Here is a 25223-nt window from a genome sequence, read left to right on the forward strand (position 1 = left end):
CCGCATAACAGAATTCCTTATTCTGCTGGGGGCAACATCGCCAGACTAGCGCACATGAGCGAGACCCAGTCCAGCGTGAAGGTGAAGGCCGTCGAGGCCCCGGACCAGCCGGTCGTGACCCCCGAGCTCCAGGCGCTCTACCAGGGCTTCGAGGCCGAGCTGCTGGTGCCGCTGTGGACCGAGATCGGCGACCTGATGCCCGCCCACCCGCGCTCCAAGGCCCTGCCGCACCTGTGGAAGTGGGAGAACCTGATCAAGCTCGCCGCCCAGGCCGGCGACCTCGTCCCGGTCGGTCGCGGCGGGGAGCGGCGCGCGATCGCGCTGGCCAACCCGTCGCTGGGCGGGCGCCCGTTCGCCACCCCGACGCTGTGGGCCGCGATCCAGTACCTGATGCCCGGCGAGGACGCCCCCGAGCACCGCCACACCCAGCACGCGTTCCGCTTCGTCGTCGAGGGCGAGGGCGTGTGGACCGTCGTCGGCGGCGATGCCGTCCCGATGCGCCGCGGCGACTTCCTGCCCCAGGCGGGCTGGAACTGGCACGCCCACCACAACGCCACCAAGCACCCGATGGCCTGGATCGACGGCCTCGACATCCCGTTCCAGTACACCTCCGAGGCGCAGTTCTTCGAGTTCGGTCGCGACGCGATCAGCGACGCCGAGCGGGTCACCCCGGAGTTCTCCCGCTCCGAGCGGCTCTGGGGCTACCCCGGCCTGCGCCCGATCGGGATCGGTGAGGTCGCCCCCGGCTCCCCGCTGCTCGCCTACAAGTGGGAGTTCACCGACCGCGCCCTGGCCGACCAGCTGGCGATGGAGCGCGAGGGGTACGGCGGCACCGTCGAGCCCGGGCACGCCGCCGTGCGCTACACCAACCCGGCCACCGCCGGGGACGTGCTGCCCACCATGCGCACCGAGTTCCACCGGGTCGCCTCGGGCTCGGAGACCGCACCGGTCCGCGAGACCGGCTCGAGTGTCTTCCAGGTCTTCGACGGCGCCGGTGTGGTCACCGTGGGCGCCAAGTCCTGGACCGTCACGCGCGGCGACCTCTTCGTCGTCCCCTCCTGGGAGCCGTGGTCGGTGAAGTCGGAGGCCTCGGCCTCGGACTCCGACTCGGGCGCCCTCGATCTCTTCCGTTTCTCCGACGCGCCGATCTTCGACGCGCTCGGCCTCTCCCGCCGCTCAACCAGCAAGGACATCTGATGAAGCTCGCCACCCTCCGCACCGCCACCGGCACCCGCGCCGTCAAGCTCGCCACGATCGAGGGCGTCGAGACCCACGTCGACCTCGGCTTCGCCGACCTCGGCGAGCTGTTCGCCCACGAGAACTGGGCCGAGCTGGCCGCCGCCGTGGACCCCGCCACCGCGCCGACGTACCCGATCGAGGGTGCCGACTTCGCGCCGGTCGTGCCGAACCCGTCCAAGGTGATCTGCGTCGGCCACAACTACTCGAACCACATCAAGGAGATGGGCCGCGAGCTGCCGACGTACCCGACCCTCTTCCCGAAGTTCGCCGACACCCTGATCGGTGCGTACGACGACATCGTCCGCCCCGCCGAGACCGAGGCGTTCGACTGGGAGGTCGAGCTCTGCATCGTCGTGGGCCAGCAGGTGCACAAGGCGAAGGGCGACGAGGCGGCCGCCGCGATCGCCGGCTTCACGGTGATGAACGACATCTCCGTGCGCGACTGGCAGTTCCGCACCATCGAGTGGACCCAGGGCAAGATCTGGGACAAGTCCACCCCGGTCGGCCCCTACGTCGTCACCCCCGACGAGGTCGGCGGCGTCCGTCCGGCGCTGCAGGTGTCGACGACTGTCGACGGGACTGTGATGCAGAACGACAACACCGGCACGCTGCTCTTCGACCCGGTCTTCCTGATCGAGTACATCTCCACCATGATCACGCTGCGCCCCGGCGACATCATCGCCACCGGCACCCCGGCCGGCGTCGGCCACGCCCGCGACCCGAAGGTCTACCTGCTCGGCGGCGAGACCGTCGTGACCAAGGTCGAGGGCCTGGGCGAGTGCGTCAACAAGATCGTCGTGGCCTGATCGTGGCCCGCACGTTCAACCAGGCCCGGGAGTGGGCTGCTCAGGGTGACGCGCTGCTCCTGTCCCTGACCGACGGGCTGACCGACGCCGAGCTGCGCGCGCCCAGCAGCCTGCCCGGCTGGTCGGTGGGCAACCTGGTCGCCCACATCGCCGCCAACGGCGACGCGCTGGTCAACCTGCTCACCTGGGCACGCACCGGCGTCGAGACCCCGATGTACGCCTCGCCCGACGAGCGCGCGGCCGGCATCGCCCGCGGGGACAGCCTCTCCGCGGCCGAGGCCCGCACCTGGCTGGAGGGCTCGATCGCCCGCCTGCACGCGGCGATGGACGCCCTCACCCCCGAGCAGTGGGGCCACCAGGTCGTCACCGCCCAGGGCCGCACCGTCGCGGCCACCGAGGTGCCGTGGATGCGCAGCCGCGAGGCGCTCGTGCACGCGGTCGACCTCGACCGGGGCACGACGTTCGCCGACCTCCCGGAGGCCTTCAACGCGGCACTGATCGAGGACATCCTCGCCAAGCGCGGGTCGATCGACCTGCCCGAGGGCCCCACCGCCGACCTCGCCGCCTGGCTCGCCGGGCGGCCTCACTCGCTGGCCGAGGCACCCGACCTCGGCCCGTGGCTGTAACGGACAAGGAAGCAAGAACCATGAGCAACCCTGACGTCATCGTCGTCGGTGGCGGGATCGGTGGACTCTCCACCGCCTTCGCCCTGACCCGCGAGGGCCTGAAGGTCCGACTGCTGGAGCGTGCCGCCGAGTTCGGCGAGGTCGGCGCCGGCCTCCAGATCGCCCCGAACTGCACCCGGATCCTGGACGAGTACGGCCTGCTCGACGAGGTGAAGTCGCTCGGGGTCGTCCCCGACGACATGATCATGTTCGACGGCGTCGGCACCGGCCAGGAGGGCGAGGAGCTCACCCGCCTGGACCTGCGCGACCTGGAGGAGCGCTACGGCTTCCCCTACATGGTGATCCACCGCTCCGACCTGCACGCGACGTTCCTGCGCGCCTGCCAGCGGGCCGGGGTCGAGCTGATCAACGGCGCCATCGCCGTCGACTACGAGACCGGTCCCGACGAGGCGACCGTGATCCTGGAGGACGGCTCGCGGCACACCGCCCCGGTCGTGATCGCGGCCGAGGGCATCCACTCCCCCGCGCGGTACAAGTTCGTCGGCGACCAGCCGGTCTCCTCGTCGTACGTCGCCTACCGCGGTGCCATCCCGATCACGGAGGCCCGGGAGAACAACATCCACGAGAAGGCGGTGGTGCTCTACCTGGGCAACAACTGCCACTTCGTCCAGTACGGGCTGCGCGGCGGCGAGATGTTCAACCAGGTCGCCGTCTTCGAGTCGCCCAAGGCGCTGGCCGGTGCCGAGGACTGGGGCACGCCCGACGAGCTCGACGCGGCCTTCGCCGACACCGTCGGTGACGTCCAGGACGGCCTGAAGTTCATGTGGCGCGACCGCTGGTGGCGGATGTACGACCGTGAGTCGGTGCCGAACTGGATCTTCGGCCGGGTGGCGCTGCTCGGCGACTCCGCGCACGCCCCGCTGCAGTACATCGCCCAGGGCGCGATCATGGCGATCGAGGACGGCTGGGCACTGGCCAAGCACGTCGCGCGCAACACCACGGTCTCCGAGGCCGGGGAGCGTCAGATCGACTGGGACACCGCGCTGGCGGCGTACTCGGCGGTGCGGACGAACCACACCGCCCGGGTGCTGGCCACCTCGCGGAAGTGGGGCGTGCTGTGGCACCTGGTCGGCCTCGCGCGTGCCCAGCGCAACGTCATCCTGAAGGCCCGCGAGACCCTGGACTACTCGTTCATCGACTGGCTCTACGGTCCGACCGCGCTCTTCCCCGAGGACGAGGCGGAGATGTTCACCCCGATCCCGCTGGACTCGGTCCAGCTCTGATCTGGGGTCCGTTCTGGGTTAACTGCTGGTCAACTGGCTCCCGAGACGCAGGTCTGGGGCCTTTGACCAGCAGTTAACCCCGAGTCCGACGGCGCAGGTAGCGCTCGTAGACCACCCCGTTGGGGAACGGCCGGGTCTCACGCCGCTCGAACACCAGCGGTGCACCGAGCGCCGGCAGCAGCGGCGTACCGCCGCCGAGGACGACCGGCGCCCTGAAGATCCTGAGCTCGTCGACCAGGTCGGCGGCGAGCGCCTGACCGGCCAGGTCGGCACCGCCGATCTCGACGTCACGTCCCGTCTCGGCCAGCATCGCACCGACCTCCTCGGCCACCGAGCCGGTCGCGAGCCGGGCGTTGCCCTGGACCTGGTCCAGGCTCCGGCTGAACACCACCTTCGGCAGTGCCGTCCACACCTCGGCGAACTCGACCATCGCGGGCGTGGTCGGCAGCGACGGGTCGTTCTCCCAGACCAGCATGTCCTGGTAGAGCCGCCGGCCCAGCACGCAGCCGCCCAGCGTCCGCACCCGAGCCAGGTGGAACGCGAAGAGGTCCGCGTCGGGCTCGGTCCAGTCGATCGCGCCCGCGGCGTCGTTGATGAACCCGTCGATCGACGTCGTCATCGAGACCAGCAGCCGCCCCGCCATCTCCTCACCGTACAAGCGCTCCCCGCGGCGCACCAGCGTCCCCACCCCGAGCCCGATGCCGCTGCGGCGGGGCGGCCACGGCAGGATCGAGGGGTGAGTGGACTTCTCGCTGCCCTGACCGACGGCCGTGGCCGGACCATCACCGTCGCCGGGACGCCGCTGGAGGCGGCCGACCTGCTCGGTGCGGCCGCCGCCGTGGTCGCGCAGCTGGACGGCGTACGCCGGGTGGCGGTCCGTGCCACCCCGACGATGCCGACCGTGGTCGCGGTCGCCGCCGGTGTGCTCGCCGGGGTGAGCGTGGTCCCGATCCCGCCCGATGCGGGCAGCGCCGAGATCGCGCACATGCTGCACGACTCCGCCCCGGAGGCCTGGCTCGGCGAGGCACCCGTGGACGCCGCCGGACTGCCGCTGATCGAGGTCGATCTCGACGCCCGAGCGGCGTACGACGGCCTGGAAATCGCCCCGGAGACGAACGCGTTCGTGCTCTACACGTCGGGCACCACCGGGCTGCCCAAGGGCGTGCTGCTCTCCCAGCGCGCGATCGCTGCGGGCCTGGACGGTCTGATCGACGCCTGGGCATGGACCGGTGCCGACACCCTGGCCCAGGGGCTGCCGCTGTTCCACGTGCACGGTCTGCTGATCGGCCTGCTCGGGCCGTTGCGGGTCGGGAGCGCCCTGATCCACACCGGCCGCCCGACACCGGAGGCCTACGCCGAGGCCGCGCGGTCCGGGGCGACGATGTTCTTCGGCGTGCCGACGGTGTGGAGCCGGGTCGCGGAGTCCCCGGCCGACGCCGCCGCACTGAGCGGGGCACGGCTCCTGGTCTCGGGCAGCGCCGGGCTGCCGGTGCCGGTCTTCGACCGGATCCGCGACCTGACCGGGCTCGAGATCGTCGAGCGCTACGGGATGAGCGAGACCCTGCTGACGGTCGCGACCCGTGCCGACGGCCGGCGCCGGGCCGGGTGCGTCGGCGTCCCGATCACCGGGGTCCAGACCCGGATCACCGACGACGCCGGGGCGCCGGCGCCGCACGACGGCGCCAGCATCGGCCGGCTGGAGGTGCGCGGCGCGACTCTGTTCGACGGCTACCTGAACCGGCCCGAGGCCACCGCCGAGGCGTGGACCGCCGACGGCTGGTTCCGCACCGGCGACATGGCCACCATCGCCGCCGACGGCTCCCACCGGATCGTGGGACGCGAGTCGGTGGACCTGATCAAGACCGGCGGCTACCGGGTCGGTGCGGGCGAGATCGAGTCGGTCCTGCTCGGCCACCCTGCCGTCGCCGAGGTCGCCGTGGTCGGCCTGCCCGACGACGACCTGGGCCAGCGGATCGTCGCCTTCGTGGTGCTACGCCCCGGCGTCGAGCCCGAGGACGCGGTGAAGGCCGAGCTGACGGCGTACGTCGGCAGCGAGCTGTCGCTGCACAAGCGACCGCGCGAGGTGCGCTTCGTCGAGGCCCTGCCACGCAACGAGATGGGGAAGGTACAGAAGAAGCGCCTGACCTGAGGCCCGACCACACGAATCCTCTGGACGCCCAGCCGGTGACGGAGGAGGGTAAAGGCATGAGCGGATCCACGAAATCCCCCGTCATCGGACTCGTCGCTGTCACGCTCGACAGCCCCGACGCTGCCCGGCTCGCCCAGTTCTACGCCGACCTGACCGGTGGCGAGGTCACCGGCGTCTACCCCGAGTACGGCTACGCGCAGGCCGAGCTGCTCGGCCAGACGTTCAACTTCCAGACGGTGCAGGACTACACCGCCCCGCAGTGGCCGGGCCAAGAGCACCCGCAGCAGTTCCACCTCGACTTCCGGGTGGACGATCTCGCCGCCGCCGTACAGCGGACGACGGAGCTCGGTGGCTCGATCGCCGCGTCCCAGCCGTACCCGGACATGTGGACCGTCGCGCTCGACCCCGACGGGCACCCGTTCTGCCTGTGCCCGGTGCAGGAGGAGTGAGACGGCTTGATCGAGGCCACCAGGGCGTGCCTAGGCTGACACGATGGAGACCACCGGTCGCGCAATCGCCCGCCTGACGCTCGGCTCGATCATGGTGACGGCCGGGGTGCTGCACCTGACCACGAAGCGGCAGGAGTTCCAGGCGCAGGTGCCTGACTGGTTCCCGATCGACGAGGACGTCACCGTCGTCGTCTCCGGGGTGGCCGAGGTGGCGCTCGGGGCCGGGCTGGCGGCCCTGCCCCGGCACCGGCGGCTCTTCGGCGGACTGCTCGCGCTCTTCTACGTCGCGATCTTCCCGGGCAACATCGCGCAGTACGCCGAGCGCACCGACGCGTTCGGCCTGGACACCGATCGGAAACGGTTCGTCAGGCTCTTCTTCCAGCCGCTGCTGGTGGTCTGGGCGCTCGTCGCCGGCGGGCGTCTCGGCCGCCGCGAGCACCGGTGAGCGGCCGTCCGCCGCGCCCGTCGGGGGCGCTGCGGGCCGAGATCGCGTCGGCCTACGACGCCCGTGCCGGGGAGTATGTCGGCCTGTTCGGCTCCATCGAGCTGCTGTCGGTGCGTGATCACGTCACCATCGACCGCTGGCGCGACCAGACGTCCGGCTGGCTGCTCGACGCCGGCAGCGGACCGGGCCACTGGAGCGATGTCCTGGCAGCCAACGGGCGCCGCGACGTGCTCGGTCTGGATGCGTCACCGCGCTTCGTGGAGTCGGCTGGACGGCGATTCCGCACCCCACGGTTCGCCGTCGGCGACCTGGCCGCCCTCCCGCTCGCAGCGGGCTCGGTCGGCGGGATCCTGGCCTGGTACTCGATCATCCACACCCCGCCGAGCGATGTCCCGGCGATGCTGGCCGAGTTCGCCCGCGTGCTGAGTCCCGGCGGCTCGCTGCTGCTCGGCCACTTCCACGGCGAGGCCGGGGTCGCGTTCGACCACGCCGTCACGACGGCGTACTACTGGACCCCCGAGGCGCTCGGGGACCTGCTCGCCCCGCTCGGCTTCACCGTCGAGCGCTCCGAGACCCGCCAGGACGGCGGGGCCAGGCGGCGTCACGCCGAGCTGGTCGCCCGGCTCGGCTGAGCCGACCCGTCAGGCATCCGGCGGGGCCGTCCGCGTCCGCCCGTCCTCGGTGCGATAGCCGAGCGCGTAGCTCGGGCAGCGGTCCACCACCGCCACGATCTCCTCGACCCCGGCGCCGCCCGCGTCGATCCACGGACGCGCCTGCGAGTCGAAGACGGTCGGCAGGCCCCTGACGCACTCGGCCGCATGGCGACACCGTCCGGGCTCCCACGTGATCACGACCCCGCGGCCGGCGTACTCGCGGATTGACGGGTCTGGGGCGTCTGGCTTGTCCATGCGGGACCTCCTGGACCCGACGCTACCGCGCCGGGCCTCCAGCGTGCCCGGGCCTCCAGCGTGCCCGGGTCTCTAGCGTGCCTGAGCCAGCAGCGCGCTGGTCGTCACCACCTGAGCGAACCCGCCGCCATGCAGGTTGGTCGTCGTCGCCCGGATCAGCTCCTCGGCAGGCAGCACCGTGCCGTCGGGACCGGCCAGGTCGAAGGTGCTGGTCGCATCGAGCGGCACCACCACCTCGTAGCCGAGGTTCCCACCCATCCGGGCGGTCGTCTCGACGCACATGTTGGTCTGGATGCCACACACCACGATCCGCCCGATCCCCTCGCCGCGCAGCCAGGCGTCGAGGTCCGGCGTGCCGTAGAACGCCGAGTTCACCGTCTTGGTGACGAGCAGGTCGGCACGTGCGGCGGCGACGGCAGGAAGCAGGGCGTTGCCCGGGTGGGCAGGGCGCAGCGGCGACTCCTGATGCACCGAGTCGTGCCTGACCACCACGATCGGCCAGCCCTGATCGGTCCAGGCGTCGAGGAGTCGCACGACGTTGCGGTCGCACTCCTCGCGCTGGACGGCCCGCCCCCAGCTCGCGTCGTCGAACCCCTGCTGCATGTCGACGACCACCAGGGCCGTCGGTTCCGAATGCGTCATGACCCCAGTCCAGCAGCGCCGCCGCCCGCACGGCAGTGGCAGGAATGACGAGGATCGATAAGATCACGCCATGACGACCGTCGGTGTCCTGATCGGTCCCGGGCGGCGACCGTTCGACATCGCCGTGGTGCGGGAGGTGTACGACGATCGCACGGACCGTGGCCTCCCGCGCGTCGACCTGCGGCTCCTCGCCGCCGCGCCGCTGACCGACCTCGACGCCGTCCACACCCTGCGCCGCACCCACCCGCTCGACACCGTCGGCGACCTGGACCTGCTGGTGGTCCCGGGCAGCGAGGACCCGCTGGCCGAGCCCGCCGCAGTCGATCTGGAGGCCGTCACCACCGCTGCCGCGTCCGGGGTGACCGTGGCCTCGCTGTGCACCGGCGCCTTCACCCTGGCCGCGGCCGGACTCCTCGACGGGCGCAGCGCCACCACGCACTGGCGCTTCGGCGCCGAGCTGGCCCGACGCCATCCGCTGATCGACGTACGGCCTCGGGATCTGTACTGCGGCGGCGACGGGGTCTGGACCTCGGCCGGAGTCACGGCCGGGATCGACCTGCTGCTGCACCTGGTCCGCGAGGACTGGGGCGCGGCCGCCGCCGAGGTGGTCGCCCGCTCGATGGTGACGCCCGTCTTCCGACCCGGCTCGCAGGCGCAGTACGCCGACACCATCACGCCCACCACCGCGACGCCCACCGTGGAGCAGCTCCAGCTCACCGTGGCCGCCGACCTACGCCGCGACTGGAGGGTGAGCGACCTGGCGGCGCTGTGCTCGATGTCGCCGCGCACCTTCCACCGCTGGTTCGCCGACCACCTCGGGATCACCCCGATCGGCTGGCTCACCGACCTGCGCGTCCGGGAGGCGCAGCGGCTGCTGGAGCGGACCGACCTGAGCGTCAGGGAGGTCGCGGCGGCGGTGGGCTACGCGGGCGACGACCTGCTCCGCAAGCACTTCAGCGCACGGCTGGGGACCACCCCGACAGGTCACCGGGCGGCGTTCCGGGCGCACGGCTGAGCGCTGCGACACAACGGTCAGACCGGCGCGTCGGGGTCGATGTTGCGGGTCTCGCCACGCCGGTTGGCGCCACTGAACCAGTCGCTGAGGTAGACCTTCGGCAGCACCTTGAAGATCGCCAGGGTGACGTACAGGACCGTGTTGACCGCGACGAACCCCGACAGCACGGTGATGAACCAGGTCATCGAGCCTCCTCCCGGGTCGGGGCGGCCAGGTGGGTCCAGGCGGCCTCCTTGGCGCGGGCCAGGTCCCAGATCCCCTTGATGTGCACGAGGTTGAGGAACATCGCGTAGAACAGCTCGGGGAAGAGCGCGAGGGCGAGCAGGCGCGCGGCCCAGCCGCCCTTCCAGACGGTGACCACCCGTTCGATCACGAAGACACCGCCGACGCCCATCCAGAACGGGAACCAGACCCACGACGGGCTGGTCGCCACGAGCACGACCATCAGCAGCACGTAGCCGCCGAGGGCGAAGACGCCGTAGCCGATGCCGAGCTGCTGGGCCCAGTACCGCATCGTCGCCGGCCGCGGACCGTAGGCGCCGAGGTTCTCCAGGGCCCCGCGCTGCCAGCGCAGGCGCTGGTTCCACAGCGTCCTCCAGGTCGGCATCACCTCGGTGACGACGGTGCACTCGGCCGGGGAGATCATCAGCGCGCCGAGGCACTTCAGTGCGATGGTGAGCTCGTTGTCCTCGGTCAGCGCGATCACGTCGTAGACGTCCCCGGGCACGCCCGGCAGGACCGTGCCGCGGTGGGCGGCGACCTCGCGCAGCGCCCGGGCACGGAAGGCGGTGGCGGTGCCGGTCAGCACGAAGACCCGACCCCGGCGACGCTTGAGCTCGCGCTGGTAGCGCATGTACTCGTTGCGCTGAAACTGACCGCGCAGGCCGGCCCCGTCCTCGCCGTAGAAGAGGCCACCGACCGCCATCAGCGCCCGGTCGAGGGTCATCCGGCGCTTCACCCCGGCCAGGAAGCCGGGGTCGAGGGTGGTGTCGGCGTCCATCACCATCACCAGGTCGTTGTCCCCCAGACCGACCAGGACCTCGCGCAGCGCCTGGTTGAGCGCCCCGGCCTTCTTGTGCGTGTTGCCGCGGGTCTCGAACACCTCCGCGCCCTCGGCTCGGGCGATGTCGACAGTCGCGTCGGTGCAGTTGTCGGCCACCACGATCACCCGCTCGGGCGGGGGCTCCTGGCTGTGCAGGCTCCGCAGGGTGTCGGCCAGGCAGCCCTCCTCGTTGTGGGCCGGGATCAGCACCGTGACGGTGACCGGGCCGGCGTACACGCCGCGGGTGGCGTCCATGATGTGGCGCGGTGCCAACGGGAGCGCGACGTCGTCGACGGCGCGTCGGGTCCGTGTGACGGTACGCCGCTCGACGACCGCGACACCGACGGCGAAGATCACCGCGAGGCCGATCGAGACCACCAGCAGCCACACGCCCGGACCCTGCAGGTCGTAGGTGACCTCCGGGCCGCCCGGCAGCCGACCGACCCGCAGGTGGTCGTGGTCCGGGGTCCGGGTCAGCGCCACCGCCGACCACAGCACCAGGGCTCCGAGGCCGGCTGCGGTCATCGTGCCGACGCCGACGAGCCGCTGCCTCAGCGGCATCCGTGACGTGCTGACGTGTGAGCCTCCCGAGTGCTCACCGCTCATCAGTTCTCAGTCTCCCAGCGGCCGTGCATACCCATCACCTTCTGTGCGACACCGACATTGTCACCATTCATTTACCCACCACGTCGGCAGACCTCACCTCCGAGCAAGGAAATCTCGGTGCCCTCAGACGAAGGGGGCGCGCTCACGTCGTACCGACGGACGCACGAAGGTGAAGATCTGGACCAGCCCGATCGCTGCTCCGGCGAGCATGATCGTTGCCATCACTGTGCCAGGGCTGCCAAACCGCGAGCCGAGGGTCGGGATGACCGCACCGGCGATCTGCTGGGTGGCCCCGAGCAGGGCTGCCGCGGTGCCGGCGGCGGCACCGAACGGCATCATCGCCAGTGCCATGTTGTTCGGTCCCGAGGGCGTGTAGAGCGCCAGCGTGATCATGATCGCGATCACGACCAGGGGCAGCGGGGCGTGCGCGAGGACCGCGATGGTGAGGAGCAGCGCACCAGTGAAGTAGCCGCTCACGCTGCCGGTGAGCATGTTCAGCGCACCCCAACGCGGCCCGACCCGGATGTTGACGATGTGGGCACCGAACATGCAGGCCGCCGCGAGCGCGAAGAGCAGGGAGTAGGCCTGCGCGCTGACGCCGTACTCGTTCTGCAGGAAGAGCGAGCTGAGCGTGAGGTAGCTCAGCAGTACGGCGCCCTGGCACAGGCTCATCACCAGGTGCTGGCCGAAGCCGGGGTGGACCAGTACGCGCCGCATCAGGGCGATCTGACCGCCGCTGGGGCGCCGCTGGTCGGGTGGCAGGGACTCCTTGAAGAGCAGCAGCGCGAGCACGAAGACCAGCGCCACCACGATGGTGAACGCCCAGAACAGGCCGCGCCAGGAGGTGAAGCGCAGCACCTGGCCGCCGAGCAGGGGCGCGATGATCGGGGCGAGGATCGTGACCATGCCGAGCCGGGAGTAGAGGCCGGCGGCGCCGGATCCCTGGGCGATGTCACGCACCGAGGCCCGAGCGACCACGACCCCGCCGGCGCCGAAGACGCCCTGCAGGAAGCGGCCGAGCAGCAGCACCTCGATGGTCGGCGCGAGCGCGCAGACGATCCCGGCGATCAGGAAGAGCCCGATGCACACCAGCAGCGGGCGACGCCGCCCGAGCCGGTCGCTGAGCCCGCCGACCAGCAGCTGTCCGATCGCGAAGCCGGCGAAGCAGACCGTGACGGTCGCGGCCGAGGCCATCTCCGAGGCGTGCAGTGAGTCGGTGATCTCCGGCAGCGCCGGCAGCGGCATGTCCGAGGCCAGGGGCCCCATCGCGCTGAAGAGCCCGAGGGTGAGCGTCGTACGCAGTCCCACCTTCGGCTCCGGGGAGGCCGTGGGGGCCGGGTCGGTGGTGGTCACAGCGCCTCCCTTTCGTCCGCCCCACCTTATTGGCACACAGTGCCGCTGTGGCGGGTGGGTGAGGACGTACGCCGGCGGCCAGCCGGCTCTGGGCGGTGCGGTGATCGGCGTACCGGGTCAGTGACGGGCCAGGAGCTCGAGCGCATCGGCCGAGGCGCCCGACTCGGCGTGGTACATCACCATCCGCTGACTGGTCTCGGGCAGCAGCATCGCCTCATACGTGAGGTCGAGGCGTCCGACCAGCGGATGGCGGAACTGCTTCACCCCGTAACCGCAGTCGTAGACCGGGTGCCCCGCCCAGATCTCGGCGAACCAGTCGCTGCGCTGCACCAGCTCGCCGACCAGGTGGCTCAACCGTGCGTCGTCGGGGAAGAGGCCCGAGGAGTAGCGCAGGAACCCGGCGTGGGCCTCCGCCATCGCCTGCGGGTCCACGAACCGGGCAGCGCCTCCGCCGAGGAAGAAGAGCCGGCTCTGGTTGGGCCGCTGGACCGTGCAGTCGGGGCTGTCGAAGGGGAGGTCGTCGGCCAGGAGTAGGTGGCCGAGCCGGTTCCACGCCAGGACGTCATTGGCGTGGTCGACGATCATCGCCGGGCCCGGCGCCGCCTGCACCAGCGCCACCGCGGAGGGCCGGGCGCGCGAGGTGGTCGAGCGCGAGACGTCGGCCACGGGACGGGCGAGGCGGCGCAGGTGCGCATGCTCCTCCGGGCTGAGCTGGAGCGCCCGGGCGAGGGCGTCGATCACCGAGTCCGAGGCGTTGTGCTGCTCGGACTGCTCCAGCCGGGTGTAGTAGGTCGGACTCATCCCGGCGAGCATCGCCAGCTCCTCACGCCGCAGCCCGGGCACCCGACGCGGGCCGTACGAGACCACTCCGGCGGCCTCCGGACTGATCGCGGCACGCCTGCTGCGGAGGAAGTCACCGAGCTCCGTCGTCATGGCGCCATCGTGCCTCCGGCAGGCAGGCGACGCTATCCCTGGGCCTGTCCCTGGCAGGGGTAGGCGCCACCAGGGATGGCAGCGCAGGGGGCTCGCTGGTGCCGTCGCGGCGGCCGAGCCTGGAGGCATGACCTCCACCACTTCGCAGGCCGGAGCCGTTCAGCACGACGGCGGCGCCAGCGGCCGCCCGCACGACAGCGCCCGGATGACCCGCAGCCAACTGCTCGTCCTGATCCTCCTCCTCACCTCCCAGTTCACCCTCTGCGTCGACTTCTCGATCCTGAACGTGGCGCTACCGGCCGTCGGTCAGGGGCTGGGCTTCACTGACGCCAACGTGCAGTGGATCGCCACCTCGTTCGCGCTGTGCGCTGCAGGATTCACGCTCCTGTTCGGCCGGATCGGCGACTACGTCGGACGGCGCCGGACCTTCCTGATCGGGATGATCGCGCTCGGCCTGGCCTCCGTCCTCGGCGGCCTCGCGACCTCCCCGGAGATGCTGCTGACCGCCCGGGTGGCTCAGGGCCTGGCCACCGCCGCGGTGACACCGGCAGCACTGTCGCTGCTGACCGTCGCGTTCCCCGAGGGGCCGCTGCGACGCACGGCGCTGGGGCTCAACAGCGTCGTGATGTCGACCGGCTTCACCGCGGGCGCGATCCTGGGCGGCGTCCTGACCGACCTGCTGAGCTGGCGGTGGGCGTTCCTGGTGAACGTGCCGGTCGCGCTGCTCGTGGTCGCGGTCGCCCCTGCCGTGCTCCAGGACTCCGCCGAGCGGGAGCGCAGCCGCCTCGACCTGCCCGGCGCCGCGACCGTCACCTCCGGCCTGCTCGCTCTCGTGTACGCCGCCACCCGACTGGGTGAGCACGGCACCGGCGATCCGTGGGGCTGGGGCTCACTGGTCCTCGCCGCGGTGCTGCTGACCGGGTTCGTCCGCCTGGAGCAGGGTCACCCGCACCCGTTGGTGCCGCTCCCGATCCTGCGGCGTCGCACGATCTTCTGGGGCAACGTCGCCGGCTTCGTGACCTTCGCGATGGAGCCCGGCCTGGTCTTCCTCTCCACGATGTACTTCCAGCACGTGCTCGGCCTCAACCCGCTCCAGACCGGCCTGATGCTCGGCACGATGGGGGTCGGGGCGATCGTCGGCGGCACCCTGGGACCGCGCTTCATCGGGGCCGTCGGAGTCCGGCGTACGGCGACTGGCGGGCTGCTCGTCCAGGCCGCCACCACCCTCTCCCTCGTCCTGCTGGGCACCGCACCCGGACCGTCGCTGTGGTGGTACGCCGTGGTCGTCTTCGTCGGAGCGATCGGTCACGTGGCCGCCATCGTCGCCTTCATGGTCGCCGCCACCTCCGACCTCCCCGACCGCGAGCAGGGCCTGGCGACCGGGATCGCCACCATGACCCAGCAGGTCGCCATCGCCGTCGGAGTCCCCGTGGTCAGCGCCGTCGCGACCGCCGCCGGAGGCCTCGACTCCCTGCCCGCCCTGCGCACCGCCATCGTGGTCGACGCCCTGATCGTCCTGGTCGGTGCGTTCCTGGTGACCCGCGGGCTGGGCCGGGACCGCCCGTCCGGCAGGTCTGGGGCGGACGCCTGACTACCGGCGCAGGTAGAGGTCCCGGAGCAGCCCGATCTCGCCCCCGTGATGGGCCACCTCGTCGAGTGCATGCAAGGCGAGCTTCAGGTACGACGCCTGCGCCCACGGCCCCGGCCCGTGACCCGTCGGTGCCAGCAGGCGCCGATCACCGAGCGCGGCGATCCGGGAGACGAAGCGGTCCCAGTCCTCGGCGAGGGCCTGGACGCCGACGCTGGCCGAGACTGCAGATTTTGGCCCTTCCGGCGCTCACGAAGGGCCAAATCCTGCAGTCTCGGGGCTTGCGCCAGAACCGCATCGGCATGCGCCGACCACCGAGGTCCCACTCGAATCCATAGGAGGTGTTCGCGAAGCAGTCGGGGCGCTCCTCGTGGAGGGTGTAGGCGACGATCGGGTGATCGACCGAGGCGAGCAGACGACCACCCGGTCGCAGGACCCGCCGGATCTCAGCGAGCGTCGGCCCCCAGTCCTCGAGGTAGTGCAACACCAGCGAAGCGATCACGTCATCGAACACGCCATCGCCGAACGGCAGCGGGTCGATCAGGTCGGCCTGGCGCAGCTTGACCGCGTCACCGAGGCGCTGTCGCGCGTGGCCGAGCATCCCTGCACTCGCATCGACCCCGGTGACGATCGCCCCACGGTCGAGCAGCGCGGCGCTCAGCGCCCCCGATCCACACCCCGCATCGAGCACCCGGCGACCGGCGACGTCTCCGGCCAACGCCAGCATGGCCGGTCGCTCGTAGAACGCGTTCGCCAGGCTGTCGTCGTTCTCCGCCGAGTAGACGGCGGCGAAGGTGTCGTAGTCGTTGACCCGCGGCGCAACCGCCGCGGGAAGGTCGATGCGATTCATTTCAGCTGTCCTTCGCTGCGATTCGGTCGGCAGCACCCTGGCTCGAGCATCTCACCCCCCGGTGGCAACCAGCCATAACGCAGCAGCCGACAGGACCAGCGCAGCCCCCTGGCGTCGGCTCAGCGGATCGCCAAGAACGAGCACCGCCAGCGTGACGGTGACACACGGGTAGAGCGCGGCGATCGCCGAGGCCGGTCCCAGGTTCCCGTACCGGCTCGCCACCGTGAACGCCACTGTCGCTGCGGCACCGAGCGCCCCGCTGGCGATCCCGCACCACGCTCCGCGGTGCCACCCGGCACCGGTCAGCACGAAGCCTCCGAACGCGACACTCGCCGCCACTGCCTGATTGAGGACCAACGGTGCACCACCCGCGCCGGGCGAGATGTGGCTCAACGCGACGAACATCAGCGCGAAGCCGGCTCCGGAGAGGGTCCCGACAGCGAGGGCGGTCGAGCGCTCAGCGCCCCGCGGTTCACGACCGCCCCCAGTAGTGACGAGCCAGATCGCGATCAGCGCCGTCGCCGCACCCATGAGGGTCAGCAGCGGAAGTGTGCCGTGCTCTCCCACTGCCACCAGCAGAGGCAGCACCAGGGCGGCGAGCGCCGAGACAGGCGCGACCACTGCCACGGCTCCGGCGCCCAGGCCCCGATAGAGCAGCAGGGTCCCGACGGCGTTGCCGATCCCGGCGAGGCCACCCCACAGCAGATCGACGCCGAGCGGCGAGCCCGACATCCCCAGCGCGATGACGATCGAGGTCAGCAGACTGGCACCCTGCGCGACGAACCCAACCGTCCAGTACGACGCGTGCCGCGAGCCGAGCCCGCCAACGAAGTCACTCATGCCGTACGCCAGGGCCGTCGCGCACGCCCACAGAACCACCGCCGTCATGACAGGGCTCCCTCACTCCCCCACCGTGATGCCGGCCGCAGTCGCATGAGACCTCACGTCGTCGCGAGCCGCCGCCAGGTCGTCGAGCGTGAGCTCGGGCATCACAGCCGTGACGTAGTCGGCCATCGCCTCCTCCCGGTCGATGAGGTCGCTGTTCCTCCAGCGCTCCGCGATCTGATCCCGGTCTGAAGGAGAGCCGACGTGCAGGCCGAGGCGGCTCGCACGGTCGGAGGCCCGCGCAGGGTCGATGAGGCACTGGAAGTCCAGGGAGCCAGGCTCCGGCGAGAGCACCTCGACGTCGACGGAGGCGATGGCTCCGGTGTTGGCGTCGATCAGCGCCTTCATCGAGGCGACGTTGTCCTCGAGCAGCGACCGGTCCATCCCGAGATGGCCGACGACGAAACCGGCCTTGAGTAGCAGGTCGGCCTTGTGCGCACTCTCCAGGGCGCGGGTGTTGTGCTCGAACATCGCCTCGGCCCGATAGCTCGACTCGCGCTCATGCCTGGTGGCCAGGGGCTTGGCCATCGCCTCCAGGGAACGACTCGTCCCCGCATCGAGGCCCACCATCAGCTGACGCACGCCGATCTCCCGAAGCACTGTGGCGTTGCGCTCGTTGGACAGCCCGTCGGCACGCGCGTAACCCACCAGGACGGGCCGCTCCGCGTCTGACAGGTCACGCCACCACTGTGGAGGCGCGGCATGCATGCCGGAGAGGAGACGTCCGAACGTCAGCGGCAGCTCGTCCGCGGTCAGGTAGAGGTAGTCGTAGCCACGGGCGTAGGCGTGCCCGATCATCGACCACGCCTCGTCGGCATCGGAGACCTCGTTGCGCCACATGCCCCCGAACTGGATCGAGCAGAACGAGCAGGCGTCGTTCCGGGCGAACTTGATGCACCCTCGCGCAATCTCGACCGGCACACCCGCGGCCACGCTGCGACCGGTCATTCGATGGAAGGTGGGCCGGACCCGCTTCTCGAAGTTCTTCCGGTAGATCGCGGTGTGATCGAAGGCGGTGTCCACCAGGTCGTAGTCCACGTCGGTCCACAGCGACTCCGCCTGCTGCGGCGTGCACCGCACCTGGGCACCGTCTCGCCAGATCAGCCCAGGAAAAACACGCGGGTCGATCGACATTCCGTGAGAAAGGCAGGTGACGAGGTCGACGAACGAGCCGATCACCTCATTTCCCGCAAAGGCGAAGTCGATCTCCGATCTCAACAGCAAGCTGACCTGTCCGAGAGCCGTCAGGTGATCATTTCCGAAGATCGAGACGATCTCGGGGTCGCATCTCTTCGCTGCCCGAACCAGGTGCAGGCCCGCCTCATAGGTGGCGGTGATCGCGCTGACGCACAGCGCGAGGATCCTGCCCCCGTTCTCGGTGACGAAGGCGAGCACGTCGGCCCACGGAACCACAGTCCCGTCGATGTAGATCGGCTCAACGCCAGGAACCGCCTTCAACGCCGAGACCAGCGTCAACACGCCGAGATTCGGAAAGTCGGACCAATCGGTGTGGTCCTCCGGGCGAGTGACCGTGCAGGCCATTCCGTCGATCACCGTATTGGAGTTGGGCGGCGAGACCACCACCACCAGATTTCGCACGTCGTTGCACCTCCCGAATCCGACATCACGTCGGTGGCGCACTCACGCCGGTCCCGAAAGTACGAAGAGCGGCAACTATTGACAATCGAAAGAATTCAAAGGTGGTTTAGGATTACTAAATGCGGTGGACGACGACCCAGCTCGAAGCACTCGAGGCCGTGTGTCGGCTCGGGACGTTCGCCGAGGCGGCCCGGGAACTCCATCTGACGCCGGGAGCACTGAGCCAGCGGATCCATGCGTTGGAGGCCGACCTCGGCGAGCCCGTCGTCGTCCGGACCCAGCCCGCAGTTCCCACCGAGGCAGGCAAGGTGGTCCTCGGCATCGCACGCAAGTACCTGCTCGCCCAGGCCGAGGCCGAGAGCGCGCTCCTCAGCGCGCACGGACGCAGCGCCGATCCCGTCAGCGTGCGGATCGCGATCAACGCCGACTCGGTGAGCACCTGGTTCCGGCCGGTGGTCACACAGATCGCCGAGCGCACCAACTGGCTCCTCGATCTGCACATCGAGGACCAGGATTGGTCCTCACGGATGCTCCGCGACGCCCGGGTGATGGCGGCAGTCACCACCGATCCTCGCCCCATCCAGGGGTGTCGGGCCGAGCGACTCGGCACCATGCACTACATCCCGGTGGCCAGTCGAGCGCTGCTGGCCCGGACCGGACTGGCCACGCCAGCCGACCTACTCCGGGTGCCCACGCTGAAGTTCGATCGCCGCGACACGCTCACCGACGACCTCCTCAACCAACTCGGCGTGCAAGGGCAGCCGCCCACCCACTTCATTCCGTCGAACCGGGAGTACCTGGACGCCGTCCACTCAGGGCTTGGCTGGAGCGTTCTACCGAGTGACCAGATCGCCGAGGAGCCGTACCGCAGCGATCTCGTCCGCATCATGGAGCCGTACGTCGTCTCCGTGTCGCTCTACTGGCACCGCTGGCGAACCCCGTCGGAGACCTTGGACGACCTGTCCGCGATGGTACGCAAGGCCGCAGCAAGCCTCACCAGCCACTGACCTGGCGCCGAGCACCGGTCACGGACGTCGCAGGCCCCCAAGATGCTCGCCTTGACGCACCGGCAGTCCCTCTCGACAACAAGATCGCCTATCAGTGGGCCATGTCCACGAACCGGCTGTAGTGACCCTGGAACGCCACCACCAGGTCCCGAGTGGGACCGTTACGGTGCTTGGCGATGATCAGGTCGGCCTCGCCGGGGCGGGTGGACTCCTTCTCGTAGACGTCCTCGCGGTGCAGCAGGATGATCATGTCCGCGTCTTGCTCGAGCGAGCCGGACTCACGGAGGTCGGCGGCCATCGGCTTCTTGTCGGCACGCTGCTCGGGACCACGGTTGAGCTGTGACAGGGCGATGACGGGGCAGTCGATCTCCTTGGCGAGGAGCTTGATCTGACGGGAGAACTCCGAGACCTCGAGCTGTCGGGACTCGACCTTCTTGCCCGAGGACATCAGCTGCATATAGTCGATCACGATCAGCTTGAGGTCGTGCTTCTGCTTGAGCCGGCGGGCCTTGGAGCGGATCTCCATCATCGTCATGTTCGGCGAGTCGTCGATGAACATCGGGGCCGCGGAGACGTCGCCCATCTTGCGGGCCATCTTGTCCCAGTCCTCATCGGTCATGTTGCCGTTGCGGATGTGGTTGAGCGGGATCTTGGCCTCGGCGCTGAGCAGACGCATCGCGATCTCCGAGCGCCCCATTTCGAGGGAGAAGAAGACGCTGGCGAGGTTGTTGTGGATCGACGCCGAGCGGCAGAAGTCGAGCGCGAGCGTCGACTTACCCATCGCGGGTCGGGCGGCGACGATGATCATCTGGCCGCCGTGGAAGCCGTTGGTGAGCTCGTCGAGGTCGGCGAAGCCGGTGGGCACACCGTAGATGCCCTCCTGCCGGTTGGCGATCGACTCGATCTCGTCGACGACGTCGTTCATGAACTCCGAGAGCGGCGCGTAGTCCTCGGTCGCGCGCTTCTCGGCGATCTTGAACACCTCGGCCTGGGCCTGGTCGACGATCGAGTCGACCTCGCCCTCACCGGCGTACGACATCTGGACGATCTTGGTGCCGGCGTCGACCAGGCGGCGCAGCGTGCCCTTCTCCCGGACGATCTCGGCATAGAAGCCGGCGTTGGCCGCCAGCGGCACGTTCGCGGTGAGGGTGTGCAGGTACGGCGCCCCGCCGATCTTGAGCAGCTCGCCCTGGCGCTCCAGCTCACGGCCGACGGTGACGATGTCGACCGGCTCGTTACGGCTGTAGAGGTCGACGATGACGTCGTGGATCGTCTCGTGCGCGGGACGGTAGTAGTCGGTGCCGCGCAGCGTCTCCACGACGTCGGCGATCGCGTCCTTGGAGATCATCATCGCGCCGAGGACCGACTGCTCCGCCGCCATGTCGTGCGGGGGCGTGCGGTCGTTCGGCTTGGTGGGGCGTTCGCCAGGCTCGTACGGCGCGGGGCCGTCGCCCCACTCCTCGAAGGGAGGCTCGACCAGGTCAGGCTCGGTCATGCTCATGCGCGCGACGTTAGGCGCCCCCACCGACAATTCGCGAGCCGACGCCACCCGGTTATCCACAAGCCGTGTGGAAAACCGGCCCATCCCTGGGGACGAACCGTGGATGAGTGTGCACAGCCTGGGGACGATCCTGTGCATACATTTCGCGCGACACGGTCTAAACAGCCTCTGACCTGCGGAAACGCCGTCACCTGTGTGTGGACACAGATTTCTTCCGGGCGTGTCGTGTTCATCCGCAGGTCATGTGCGGTTGTCACCGAACCCGATGTTTCCTTGTCGACATCGCAGGGCGGGAGGCGTCCATCCACAGGTAACTGTGAGTTATCCACCGACCGGCGGTGGAGACTACCCTGCCGGAGTGGGACTGCGCGAGAGCTGCCGGAAAGAACAGCGGACCGGCCTAGTCCACACCGACCGGGAGATCTGGCGGCTCGCGGTCCCGGCCTTCCTGGCCCTCGTCGCCGAGCCCCTCTTCCTGCTCGCCGACTCCGCCATCGTCGGCCATCTGGGCACCGATCCGCTGGCCGGCCTCGGCATCGCCGGCGTCATCCTCCAGACCGTCGTCGGGCTGTGCGTCTTCCTCGCCTACGGCACCACCGCCAGCGTCGCCCGCCGGATCGGAGCGGGCGACCGCCGCGGTGCCCTTACCCAGGGCATCGACGGCCTCTGGCTCGCGGTAGTCATCGGCGTGGTCGTCACTCTCCCTGTCCTGCTCGCCGCAGGCCCGCTGTGCCGCGCCGTCGGCGCCGAAGGGCCCGTGCTCGACCAGGCGACCACGTATCTGCGGATCGCCGTCCTCGGGGTGACCCCACTGCTCCTGCTGCTGGCCGGTAACGGCGTCCTACGGGGCCTTCAGGACACGCGCACGCCGCTGGTGGTCGCCGTGTCCGGCAACCTCGCGAACATCGCTCTGAACGTCCTCTTCGTGCCGATCCTGGGCTTCGGGATCGCCGGCTCCGCCCTCGGCTCCGTGATCGCCCAGGTCGCCAGCGCCGTCGCTCTCGTCGTCGTGGTCGTCCGCGGCGCCCGGCGCCACGGCGCCTCGCTGCGCCCCGACACCGCCGGGATCCGTGCCGCCGGCCGCGCCGCGGTGCCGCTGGTGGTCCGTACGCTCACGCTGCGCGCCAGCCTGCTCGTGACGACGTACGCCGTCACCGTCATCCCCCACGCGAGCTCGGCCACCGACCTGGCGACGCACCAGGTGGCGTTCACGCTGTGGACCTTCCTGGCCTTCGTGCTCGACGCCATCGCGATTGCGGCCCAGGCGCTGACCGGCCGCGCCCTGGGCGAGGGCGACCGGGCCGCGACCCGGCGCCTGACCACCCGGATGATCTGGTGGGGCGTGTGGAGCGGCGTCGTGCTCGGACTCGCGCTGGCCCTGCTCAGCCCGGTGCTCGGCCGGCTCTTCAGCGCCGACCCCGACGTCCGCACCGCTCTGATCCCGGTGCTGCTGGTCGCGGCGCTGTCGCAGCCGATCTGCGGTGTGGTCTTCGTCCTCGACGGGGTGCTGATCGGCGCCGGGGACGGGCGCTACCTGGCCTGGGGCGGGCTGCTCACGCTGGCGGTCTACGCACCGGTGGTAGCGCTGTGGCATCCGGGGCTGGTGCAGATCTGGATCGCGTTCAGTGCGCTCTTCATGGGGATGCGGTTCGTGGTCCTGACCTGGCGGGCCCGCGGCGAGACCTGGATGAGGGTCGGGCTCACCGCCTGACGCCCGGCACCCCTGCCGCCGCCCCCACCGAAAACCCCTCCGCTGGTGTCGGTGCCCGGTCCTAGAGTCCTGACATGAGCGACTTCCAGGACCTGTTCGAACCTCGGGCGATCCTCGCCCGCTACCTCCAGCGCGCGCGGGAGGGACTGCTGTTCAAGCTCGACGGCCTCTCCGAGCGCGACCTGCGCCTGCCGCGCACCCCGACCGGCACGAACCTGCTCGGCATCCTCAAGCACTGCACCAACGTGGAGTGGGGCTACCTCGGGCTCAGCTTCGGCCGCACGTTCAGCGACCAGCATCGGCTGCTGCCGCTGTCGGCGTTCGAGGAGGACCCCCAGGCCGACTGGTACGCCACCGCCGAGGAGAGCGCCGCGGACCTGATCGAGCTCTACCACCGGGTCGGCGAGGCCAGCCAGGCCACCATCGAGGCGCTGCCGCTCGACACCGTCGGCCGGGTGCCGTGGTGGCCCGAGGAGATGGCGAACGCCAACCTCCACCACCTGGTCGTGCGGGTCATCGACGACACCTCGCGTCACGCCGGGCAGGCCGACATCCTGCGCGAGCTGCACGACGGGGCCGTCGGGATGCACCGGGACAACAGCAACATCCCCGACGGCTACGACTGGGTGGCCTACCGGGCCAAGCTCACCGCCCTCGCCGACGGCTTCGCCTGACCCCCCGGACCCACCAGCGCAGGACGCCGACGGCATCGCCCCAGAACCCCGGCACCACCACCGCAGGACCCACCACGCCTGAGGAACGACGAAGGCCCGGCCCCTCACGGGACCGGGCCTTCGTACTGGTCAATCACGCCGCCCGGAGGCGGCTGTCAGGCAGTCGTTCAGGCAGCGACGACGTTGATGGCGACCGTGGCCGACACCTCGTCGTGGAGCTTCACGATGATCTGGTGAGCGCCGAGCGCCTTGATCGGGTTGCCGATCACGACGGTGCGCTTGTCGATCGACTGGCCGGCCGCGGCGGCGAGCGCCTCGGCAACGTCGGCAACGGTGACAGAGCCGAAGAGACGACCCTCCTTGCCGGCCTTGACCTTGAGCGCGACCGGAGCGGCCTCGAGCTTGGCCTTGACCTCGTTGGCGTGGTCGGCGTCGCGCAGAGCGCGGGCCTTCCGAGCAGCCTTGATGGTCTCGACCTGCTTCTCGCCGCCCTTGGTCCAGCGGATGGCGTCGCCACGCGGGACAAGGTAGTTACGGGCGTAGCCGTCCTTGACCTCGACGATGTCGCCAGCCGAGCCGAGCCCGATGACTTCCTGGGTCAGGATGATCTTGGTAGCCATGTCAGAACCCCTCTCAGCGACCGGTGGAGGTGTAGGGCAGCAGGGCGACCTCGCGAGCGTTCTTCACCGCGATGGCGACGTCGCGCTGGTGCTGGACGCAGTTGCCGGTGACCCGACGCGCGCGGATCTTGCCGCGGTCGGAGATGAACTTGCGGAGGAGCGTGGCGTCCTTGTAGTCGACACCGGTCGCCTTCTCCTTGCAGAACTGGCAAACCTTCTTCTTGGGCTTGCGAATCACTGCCTTAGCCATTGTGGTGCTTCCTTTCTAGAAGCCCGGCATGACGCCGGAATGGGTCTGGAAAATTCGTTGGCACGGGCGCAGCCGTCGGCTCGCCCGACACCGATCAGAACGGGGGCTCGTCGGACCCGACGCCCGGGGCACCCCACGGGTCCCCGGCAGACGACTGGTTCGCCTGCGGGGCCGGAGTCGCCCAGGGGTCGTTGGCCGGAGCGGAGGGCTGAGCGGACTGGCCGCCGTACCCACCGTTGCCACCGCCACCGAAGTTGTTGCCGCCACCGCCGCCGAAGTTGCCGCCGCCCTGGCCGCCGCCGTTGCCGCCCGAGCGCGAGGCGCGGGTGACCTTGGCCGTGGCCCAGGTGAGCGACGGGCCGATCTCGTCGACCTGCAGCTCGTTGACGGTCCGCTTCTGGCCCTCGCGGTCCTCGTACGAGCGCGACACGAGCCGCCCCTGCACGATCACGCGGGTGCCGCGGGTGAGCGACTCGGCAACGTTCTCCGCGGCCTGGCGCCAGATCGAGCAGCGCAGGAACAGGGTCTCCCCGTCCTCCCACGAGTTCGTCTCACGCTTGAACGCACGCGGCGTCGACGCGACGGTGAAGTTGGCGACTGCCGCCCCCGAGGGGGTGAAGCGCAGCTCCGGGTCGTCGGTCAGATTGCCGATCACGGTGATGATGGTCTCGCCAGCCATGTCCTCAGTCCTTCGTTTCGATCAGTCGTCCGGGTCGGCCCCATCCTTGCGGATGGCACCGACACAAGACAGGGATCACTTGCCGGGGCGAAGGACCTTGGTACGGAGGATCGACTCGTTCAGCGTGAGCTGACGGTCGAGCTCCTTGACGGTTGCCGGCTCAGCGTTCAGCGTCACGATCGCGTAGATGCCTTCGGCATTCTTCTTGATCTCGTACGCCAGCTTGCGGCGACCCCACACGTCCACGTTGTCGACGGTGCCACCGTCGTTGCGGACCACGTTGAGGTACTTGTCGAGCGACGGAGCGACGGTGCGCTCGTCGAGGCTCGGGTCGAGAATGACGACCACTTCATAGTTACGCAT

28 protein-coding genes and 1 pseudogene are annotated in these 25223 nt (G+C 70.1%); 13 read left to right on the plus strand and 16 right to left on the minus strand.

Annotated elements, in window-relative coordinates; all coding sequences use genetic code 11:
- Positions 1 to 54: 54 nt before the first annotated feature.
- From Q1V88_RS12825 to Q1V88_RS12840, 4 genes are read left to right on the plus strand one after another with little or no spacing between them, the layout of a single operon-like run.
- Positions 55 to 1197, plus strand: a complete 1143-nt coding sequence (locus Q1V88_RS12825) for a cupin domain-containing protein (protein ID WP_300681593.1) — start codon at positions 55 to 57, stop codon at positions 1195 to 1197.
- Positions 1197 to 2045: a fumarylacetoacetate hydrolase family protein gene (locus Q1V88_RS12830; protein ID WP_300681594.1), complete on the plus strand. Its 849-nt coding sequence runs from the start codon at positions 1197 to 1199 to the stop codon at positions 2043 to 2045. Before Q1V88_RS12825 ends, Q1V88_RS12830 begins: the two co-directional genes overlap by 1 nt.
- Positions 2018 to 2671: a maleylpyruvate isomerase family mycothiol-dependent enzyme gene (locus tag Q1V88_RS12835; RefSeq protein WP_300681595.1), complete on the plus strand. Its 654-nt coding sequence runs from the start codon at positions 2018 to 2020 to the stop codon at positions 2669 to 2671. The genes Q1V88_RS12830 and Q1V88_RS12835 overlap by 28 nt, the downstream gene beginning before the upstream one ends.
- A 20-nt stretch (positions 2672 to 2691) precedes the next feature.
- The gene (locus Q1V88_RS12840) at positions 2692 to 3954 is read left to right on the plus strand and encodes an FAD-dependent oxidoreductase (RefSeq protein ID WP_300681596.1); all 1263 of its coding nucleotides are present in this window, start codon (positions 2692 to 2694) and stop codon (positions 3952 to 3954) included.
- A gap of 73 nt (positions 3955 to 4027) precedes the next feature.
- Here the strand turns inward: Q1V88_RS12840 and Q1V88_RS12845 are convergent, their stop codons facing one another.
- Entirely contained in the window at positions 4028 to 4597 is a 570-nt protein-coding gene (locus Q1V88_RS12845) for a dihydrofolate reductase family protein (protein WP_300681597.1), read from the minus strand.
- A 93-nt stretch (positions 4598 to 4690) separates the two neighbouring features.
- Between Q1V88_RS12845 and Q1V88_RS12850 the strand changes: the two genes are divergently transcribed.
- The 4 genes from Q1V88_RS12850 to Q1V88_RS12865 are packed head-to-tail and all read left to right on the plus strand — an operon-like array spanning position 4691 to position 7629.
- Positions 4691 to 6103, plus strand: a complete 1413-nt coding sequence (locus tag Q1V88_RS12850) for an acyl-CoA synthetase (protein WP_300681598.1) — start codon at positions 4691 to 4693, stop codon at positions 6101 to 6103.
- Between the two features lie 56 nt (positions 6104 to 6159).
- Positions 6160 to 6552 carry a VOC family protein gene (locus tag Q1V88_RS12855; protein ID WP_300681599.1) on the plus strand — a complete coding sequence of 131 codons (393 nt, stop codon included), beginning with the start codon at positions 6160 to 6162 and terminating at the stop codon, positions 6550 to 6552.
- Positions 6553 to 6595: 43 nt separating this feature from the next.
- Positions 6596 to 6997: a hypothetical protein gene (locus Q1V88_RS12860; protein WP_300681600.1), complete on the plus strand. Its 402-nt coding sequence runs from the start codon at positions 6596 to 6598 to the stop codon at positions 6995 to 6997.
- Positions 6994 to 7629, plus strand: coding sequence for a class I SAM-dependent methyltransferase (locus Q1V88_RS12865; RefSeq protein ID WP_300681601.1), 636 nt, complete (start codon positions 6994 to 6996; stop codon positions 7627 to 7629). The genes Q1V88_RS12860 and Q1V88_RS12865 overlap by 4 nt, the downstream gene beginning before the upstream one ends.
- Before the next feature lie 9 nt (positions 7630 to 7638).
- Here Q1V88_RS12865 and Q1V88_RS12870 read toward each other — a convergent pair whose 3' ends face one another.
- Entirely contained in the window at positions 7639 to 7905 is a 267-nt protein-coding gene (locus Q1V88_RS12870) for a (4Fe-4S)-binding protein (protein ID WP_300681602.1), read from the minus strand.
- Positions 7906 to 7977: 72 nt separating this feature from the next.
- Positions 7978 to 8547 (minus strand): cysteine hydrolase family protein, encoded by a 570-nt coding sequence (locus tag Q1V88_RS12875; RefSeq protein WP_300681603.1) that lies wholly within the window; start codon positions 8545 to 8547, stop codon positions 7978 to 7980.
- 70 nt (positions 8548 to 8617) lie between these two features.
- Here Q1V88_RS12875 and Q1V88_RS12880 point away from each other — a divergent pair, with 70 nt between their 5' ends.
- Complete coding sequence (locus Q1V88_RS12880; RefSeq protein ID WP_300681604.1) at positions 8618 to 9562, plus strand: helix-turn-helix domain-containing protein; 945 nt, start codon at positions 8618 to 8620, stop codon at positions 9560 to 9562.
- A gap of 17 nt (positions 9563 to 9579) precedes the next feature.
- Here the strand turns inward: Q1V88_RS12880 and Q1V88_RS12885 are convergent, their stop codons facing one another.
- The 4 genes from Q1V88_RS12885 to Q1V88_RS12900 form a co-directional block, all read right to left on the minus strand.
- Positions 9580 to 9747, minus strand: coding sequence for a hypothetical protein (locus Q1V88_RS12885; protein ID WP_300681605.1), 168 nt, complete (start codon positions 9745 to 9747; stop codon positions 9580 to 9582).
- Complete coding sequence (locus Q1V88_RS12890; protein ID WP_300681606.1) at positions 9744 to 11165, minus strand: glycosyltransferase family 2 protein; 1422 nt, start codon at positions 11163 to 11165, stop codon at positions 9744 to 9746. The genes Q1V88_RS12885 and Q1V88_RS12890 overlap by 4 nt, the downstream gene beginning before the upstream one ends.
- Positions 11166 to 11333: 168 nt before the next feature.
- On the minus strand, positions 11334 to 12563 hold the full coding sequence (locus Q1V88_RS12895; protein WP_300681607.1) for a Bcr/CflA family efflux MFS transporter: 1230 nt from the start codon (positions 12561 to 12563) through the stop codon (positions 11334 to 11336).
- Positions 12564 to 12680: 117 nt separating this feature from the next.
- Positions 12681 to 13496, minus strand: a complete 816-nt coding sequence (locus Q1V88_RS12900) for a helix-turn-helix transcriptional regulator (RefSeq protein ID WP_300681608.1) — start codon at positions 13494 to 13496, stop codon at positions 12681 to 12683.
- 127 nt (positions 13497 to 13623) lie between these two features.
- Here Q1V88_RS12900 and Q1V88_RS12905 point away from each other — a divergent pair, with 127 nt between their 5' ends.
- On the plus strand, positions 13624 to 15087 hold the full coding sequence (locus Q1V88_RS12905; RefSeq protein WP_300681609.1) for an MFS transporter: 1464 nt from the start codon (positions 13624 to 13626) through the stop codon (positions 15085 to 15087).
- On the opposite strand, the pseudogene Q1V88_RS19600 reads toward Q1V88_RS12905, so the two are convergent.
- The 4 genes and pseudogenes from Q1V88_RS19600 to Q1V88_RS12920 all read right to left on the minus strand — a co-directional run.
- Positions 15088 to 15255 (minus strand): annotated as a pseudogene (locus Q1V88_RS19600) (DinB family protein); the annotation flags it as partial.
- Entirely contained in the window at positions 15233 to 15934 is a 702-nt protein-coding gene (locus Q1V88_RS12910; RefSeq protein WP_366914085.1) for a class I SAM-dependent methyltransferase, read from the minus strand. The gene Q1V88_RS12910 and the pseudogene Q1V88_RS19600, both read right to left, overlap by 23 nt.
- Positions 15935 to 15985: 51 nt before the next feature.
- Complete coding sequence (locus Q1V88_RS12915) at positions 15986 to 16822, minus strand: EamA family transporter (protein ID WP_300681611.1); 837 nt, start codon at positions 16820 to 16822, stop codon at positions 15986 to 15988.
- 12 nt (positions 16823 to 16834) lie between these two features.
- Entirely contained in the window at positions 16835 to 18400 is a 1566-nt protein-coding gene (locus tag Q1V88_RS12920; protein ID WP_300681612.1) for a hypothetical protein, read from the minus strand.
- Between the two features lie 137 nt (positions 18401 to 18537).
- On the opposite strand from Q1V88_RS12920, the gene Q1V88_RS12925 reads away from it, so the two are divergent.
- Positions 18538 to 19425, plus strand: a complete 888-nt coding sequence (locus Q1V88_RS12925) for an ArgP/LysG family DNA-binding transcriptional regulator (RefSeq protein ID WP_300681613.1) — start codon at positions 18538 to 18540, stop codon at positions 19423 to 19425.
- Positions 19426 to 19516: 91 nt separating this feature from the next.
- Here Q1V88_RS12925 and dnaB read toward each other — a convergent pair whose 3' ends face one another.
- Positions 19517 to 20806, minus strand: a complete 1290-nt coding sequence (gene dnaB / locus Q1V88_RS12930; RefSeq protein ID WP_300681705.1) for a replicative DNA helicase — start codon at positions 20804 to 20806, stop codon at positions 19517 to 19519.
- A gap of 478 nt (positions 20807 to 21284) precedes the next feature.
- Here dnaB and Q1V88_RS12935 point away from each other — a divergent pair, with 478 nt between their 5' ends.
- Together Q1V88_RS12935 and Q1V88_RS12940 are read left to right on the plus strand one after the other, a co-directional pair.
- Positions 21285 to 22637 carry an MATE family efflux transporter gene (locus Q1V88_RS12935; RefSeq protein WP_300681614.1) on the plus strand — a complete coding sequence of 451 codons (1353 nt, stop codon included), beginning with the start codon at positions 21285 to 21287 and terminating at the stop codon, positions 22635 to 22637.
- 74 nt (positions 22638 to 22711) lie between these two features.
- Positions 22712 to 23311 (plus strand): DinB family protein, encoded by a 600-nt coding sequence (locus Q1V88_RS12940; protein ID WP_300681615.1) that lies wholly within the window; start codon positions 22712 to 22714, stop codon positions 23309 to 23311.
- A 167-nt stretch (positions 23312 to 23478) separates the two neighbouring features.
- Here Q1V88_RS12940 and rplI read toward each other — a convergent pair whose 3' ends face one another.
- The 4 genes from rplI to rpsF form a co-directional block, all read right to left on the minus strand.
- The gene (gene rplI, locus Q1V88_RS12945; RefSeq protein ID WP_300681616.1) at positions 23479 to 23931 is read right to left on the minus strand and encodes a 50S ribosomal protein L9; all 453 of its coding nucleotides are present in this window, start codon (positions 23929 to 23931) and stop codon (positions 23479 to 23481) included.
- A 13-nt stretch (positions 23932 to 23944) separates the two neighbouring features.
- Positions 23945 to 24181 carry a 30S ribosomal protein S18 gene (gene rpsR, locus Q1V88_RS12950; RefSeq protein WP_008355445.1) on the minus strand — a complete coding sequence of 79 codons (237 nt, stop codon included), beginning with the start codon at positions 24179 to 24181 and terminating at the stop codon, positions 23945 to 23947.
- A 94-nt stretch (positions 24182 to 24275) separates the two neighbouring features.
- A complete protein-coding gene (locus Q1V88_RS12955) occupies positions 24276 to 24860 on the minus strand; it encodes a single-stranded DNA-binding protein (RefSeq protein ID WP_300681617.1) in 585 nt (194 codons plus the stop codon).
- 75 nt (positions 24861 to 24935) lie between these two features.
- Positions 24936 to 25223 carry a 30S ribosomal protein S6 gene (rpsF, locus tag Q1V88_RS12960; RefSeq protein WP_300681619.1) on the minus strand — a complete coding sequence of 96 codons (288 nt, stop codon included), beginning with the start codon at positions 25221 to 25223 and terminating at the stop codon, positions 24936 to 24938.

The organism is Nocardioides sp., from assembly GCF_030150155.1.
Lineage (GTDB): Bacteria > Actinomycetota > Actinomycetes > Propionibacteriales > Nocardioidaceae > Nocardioides.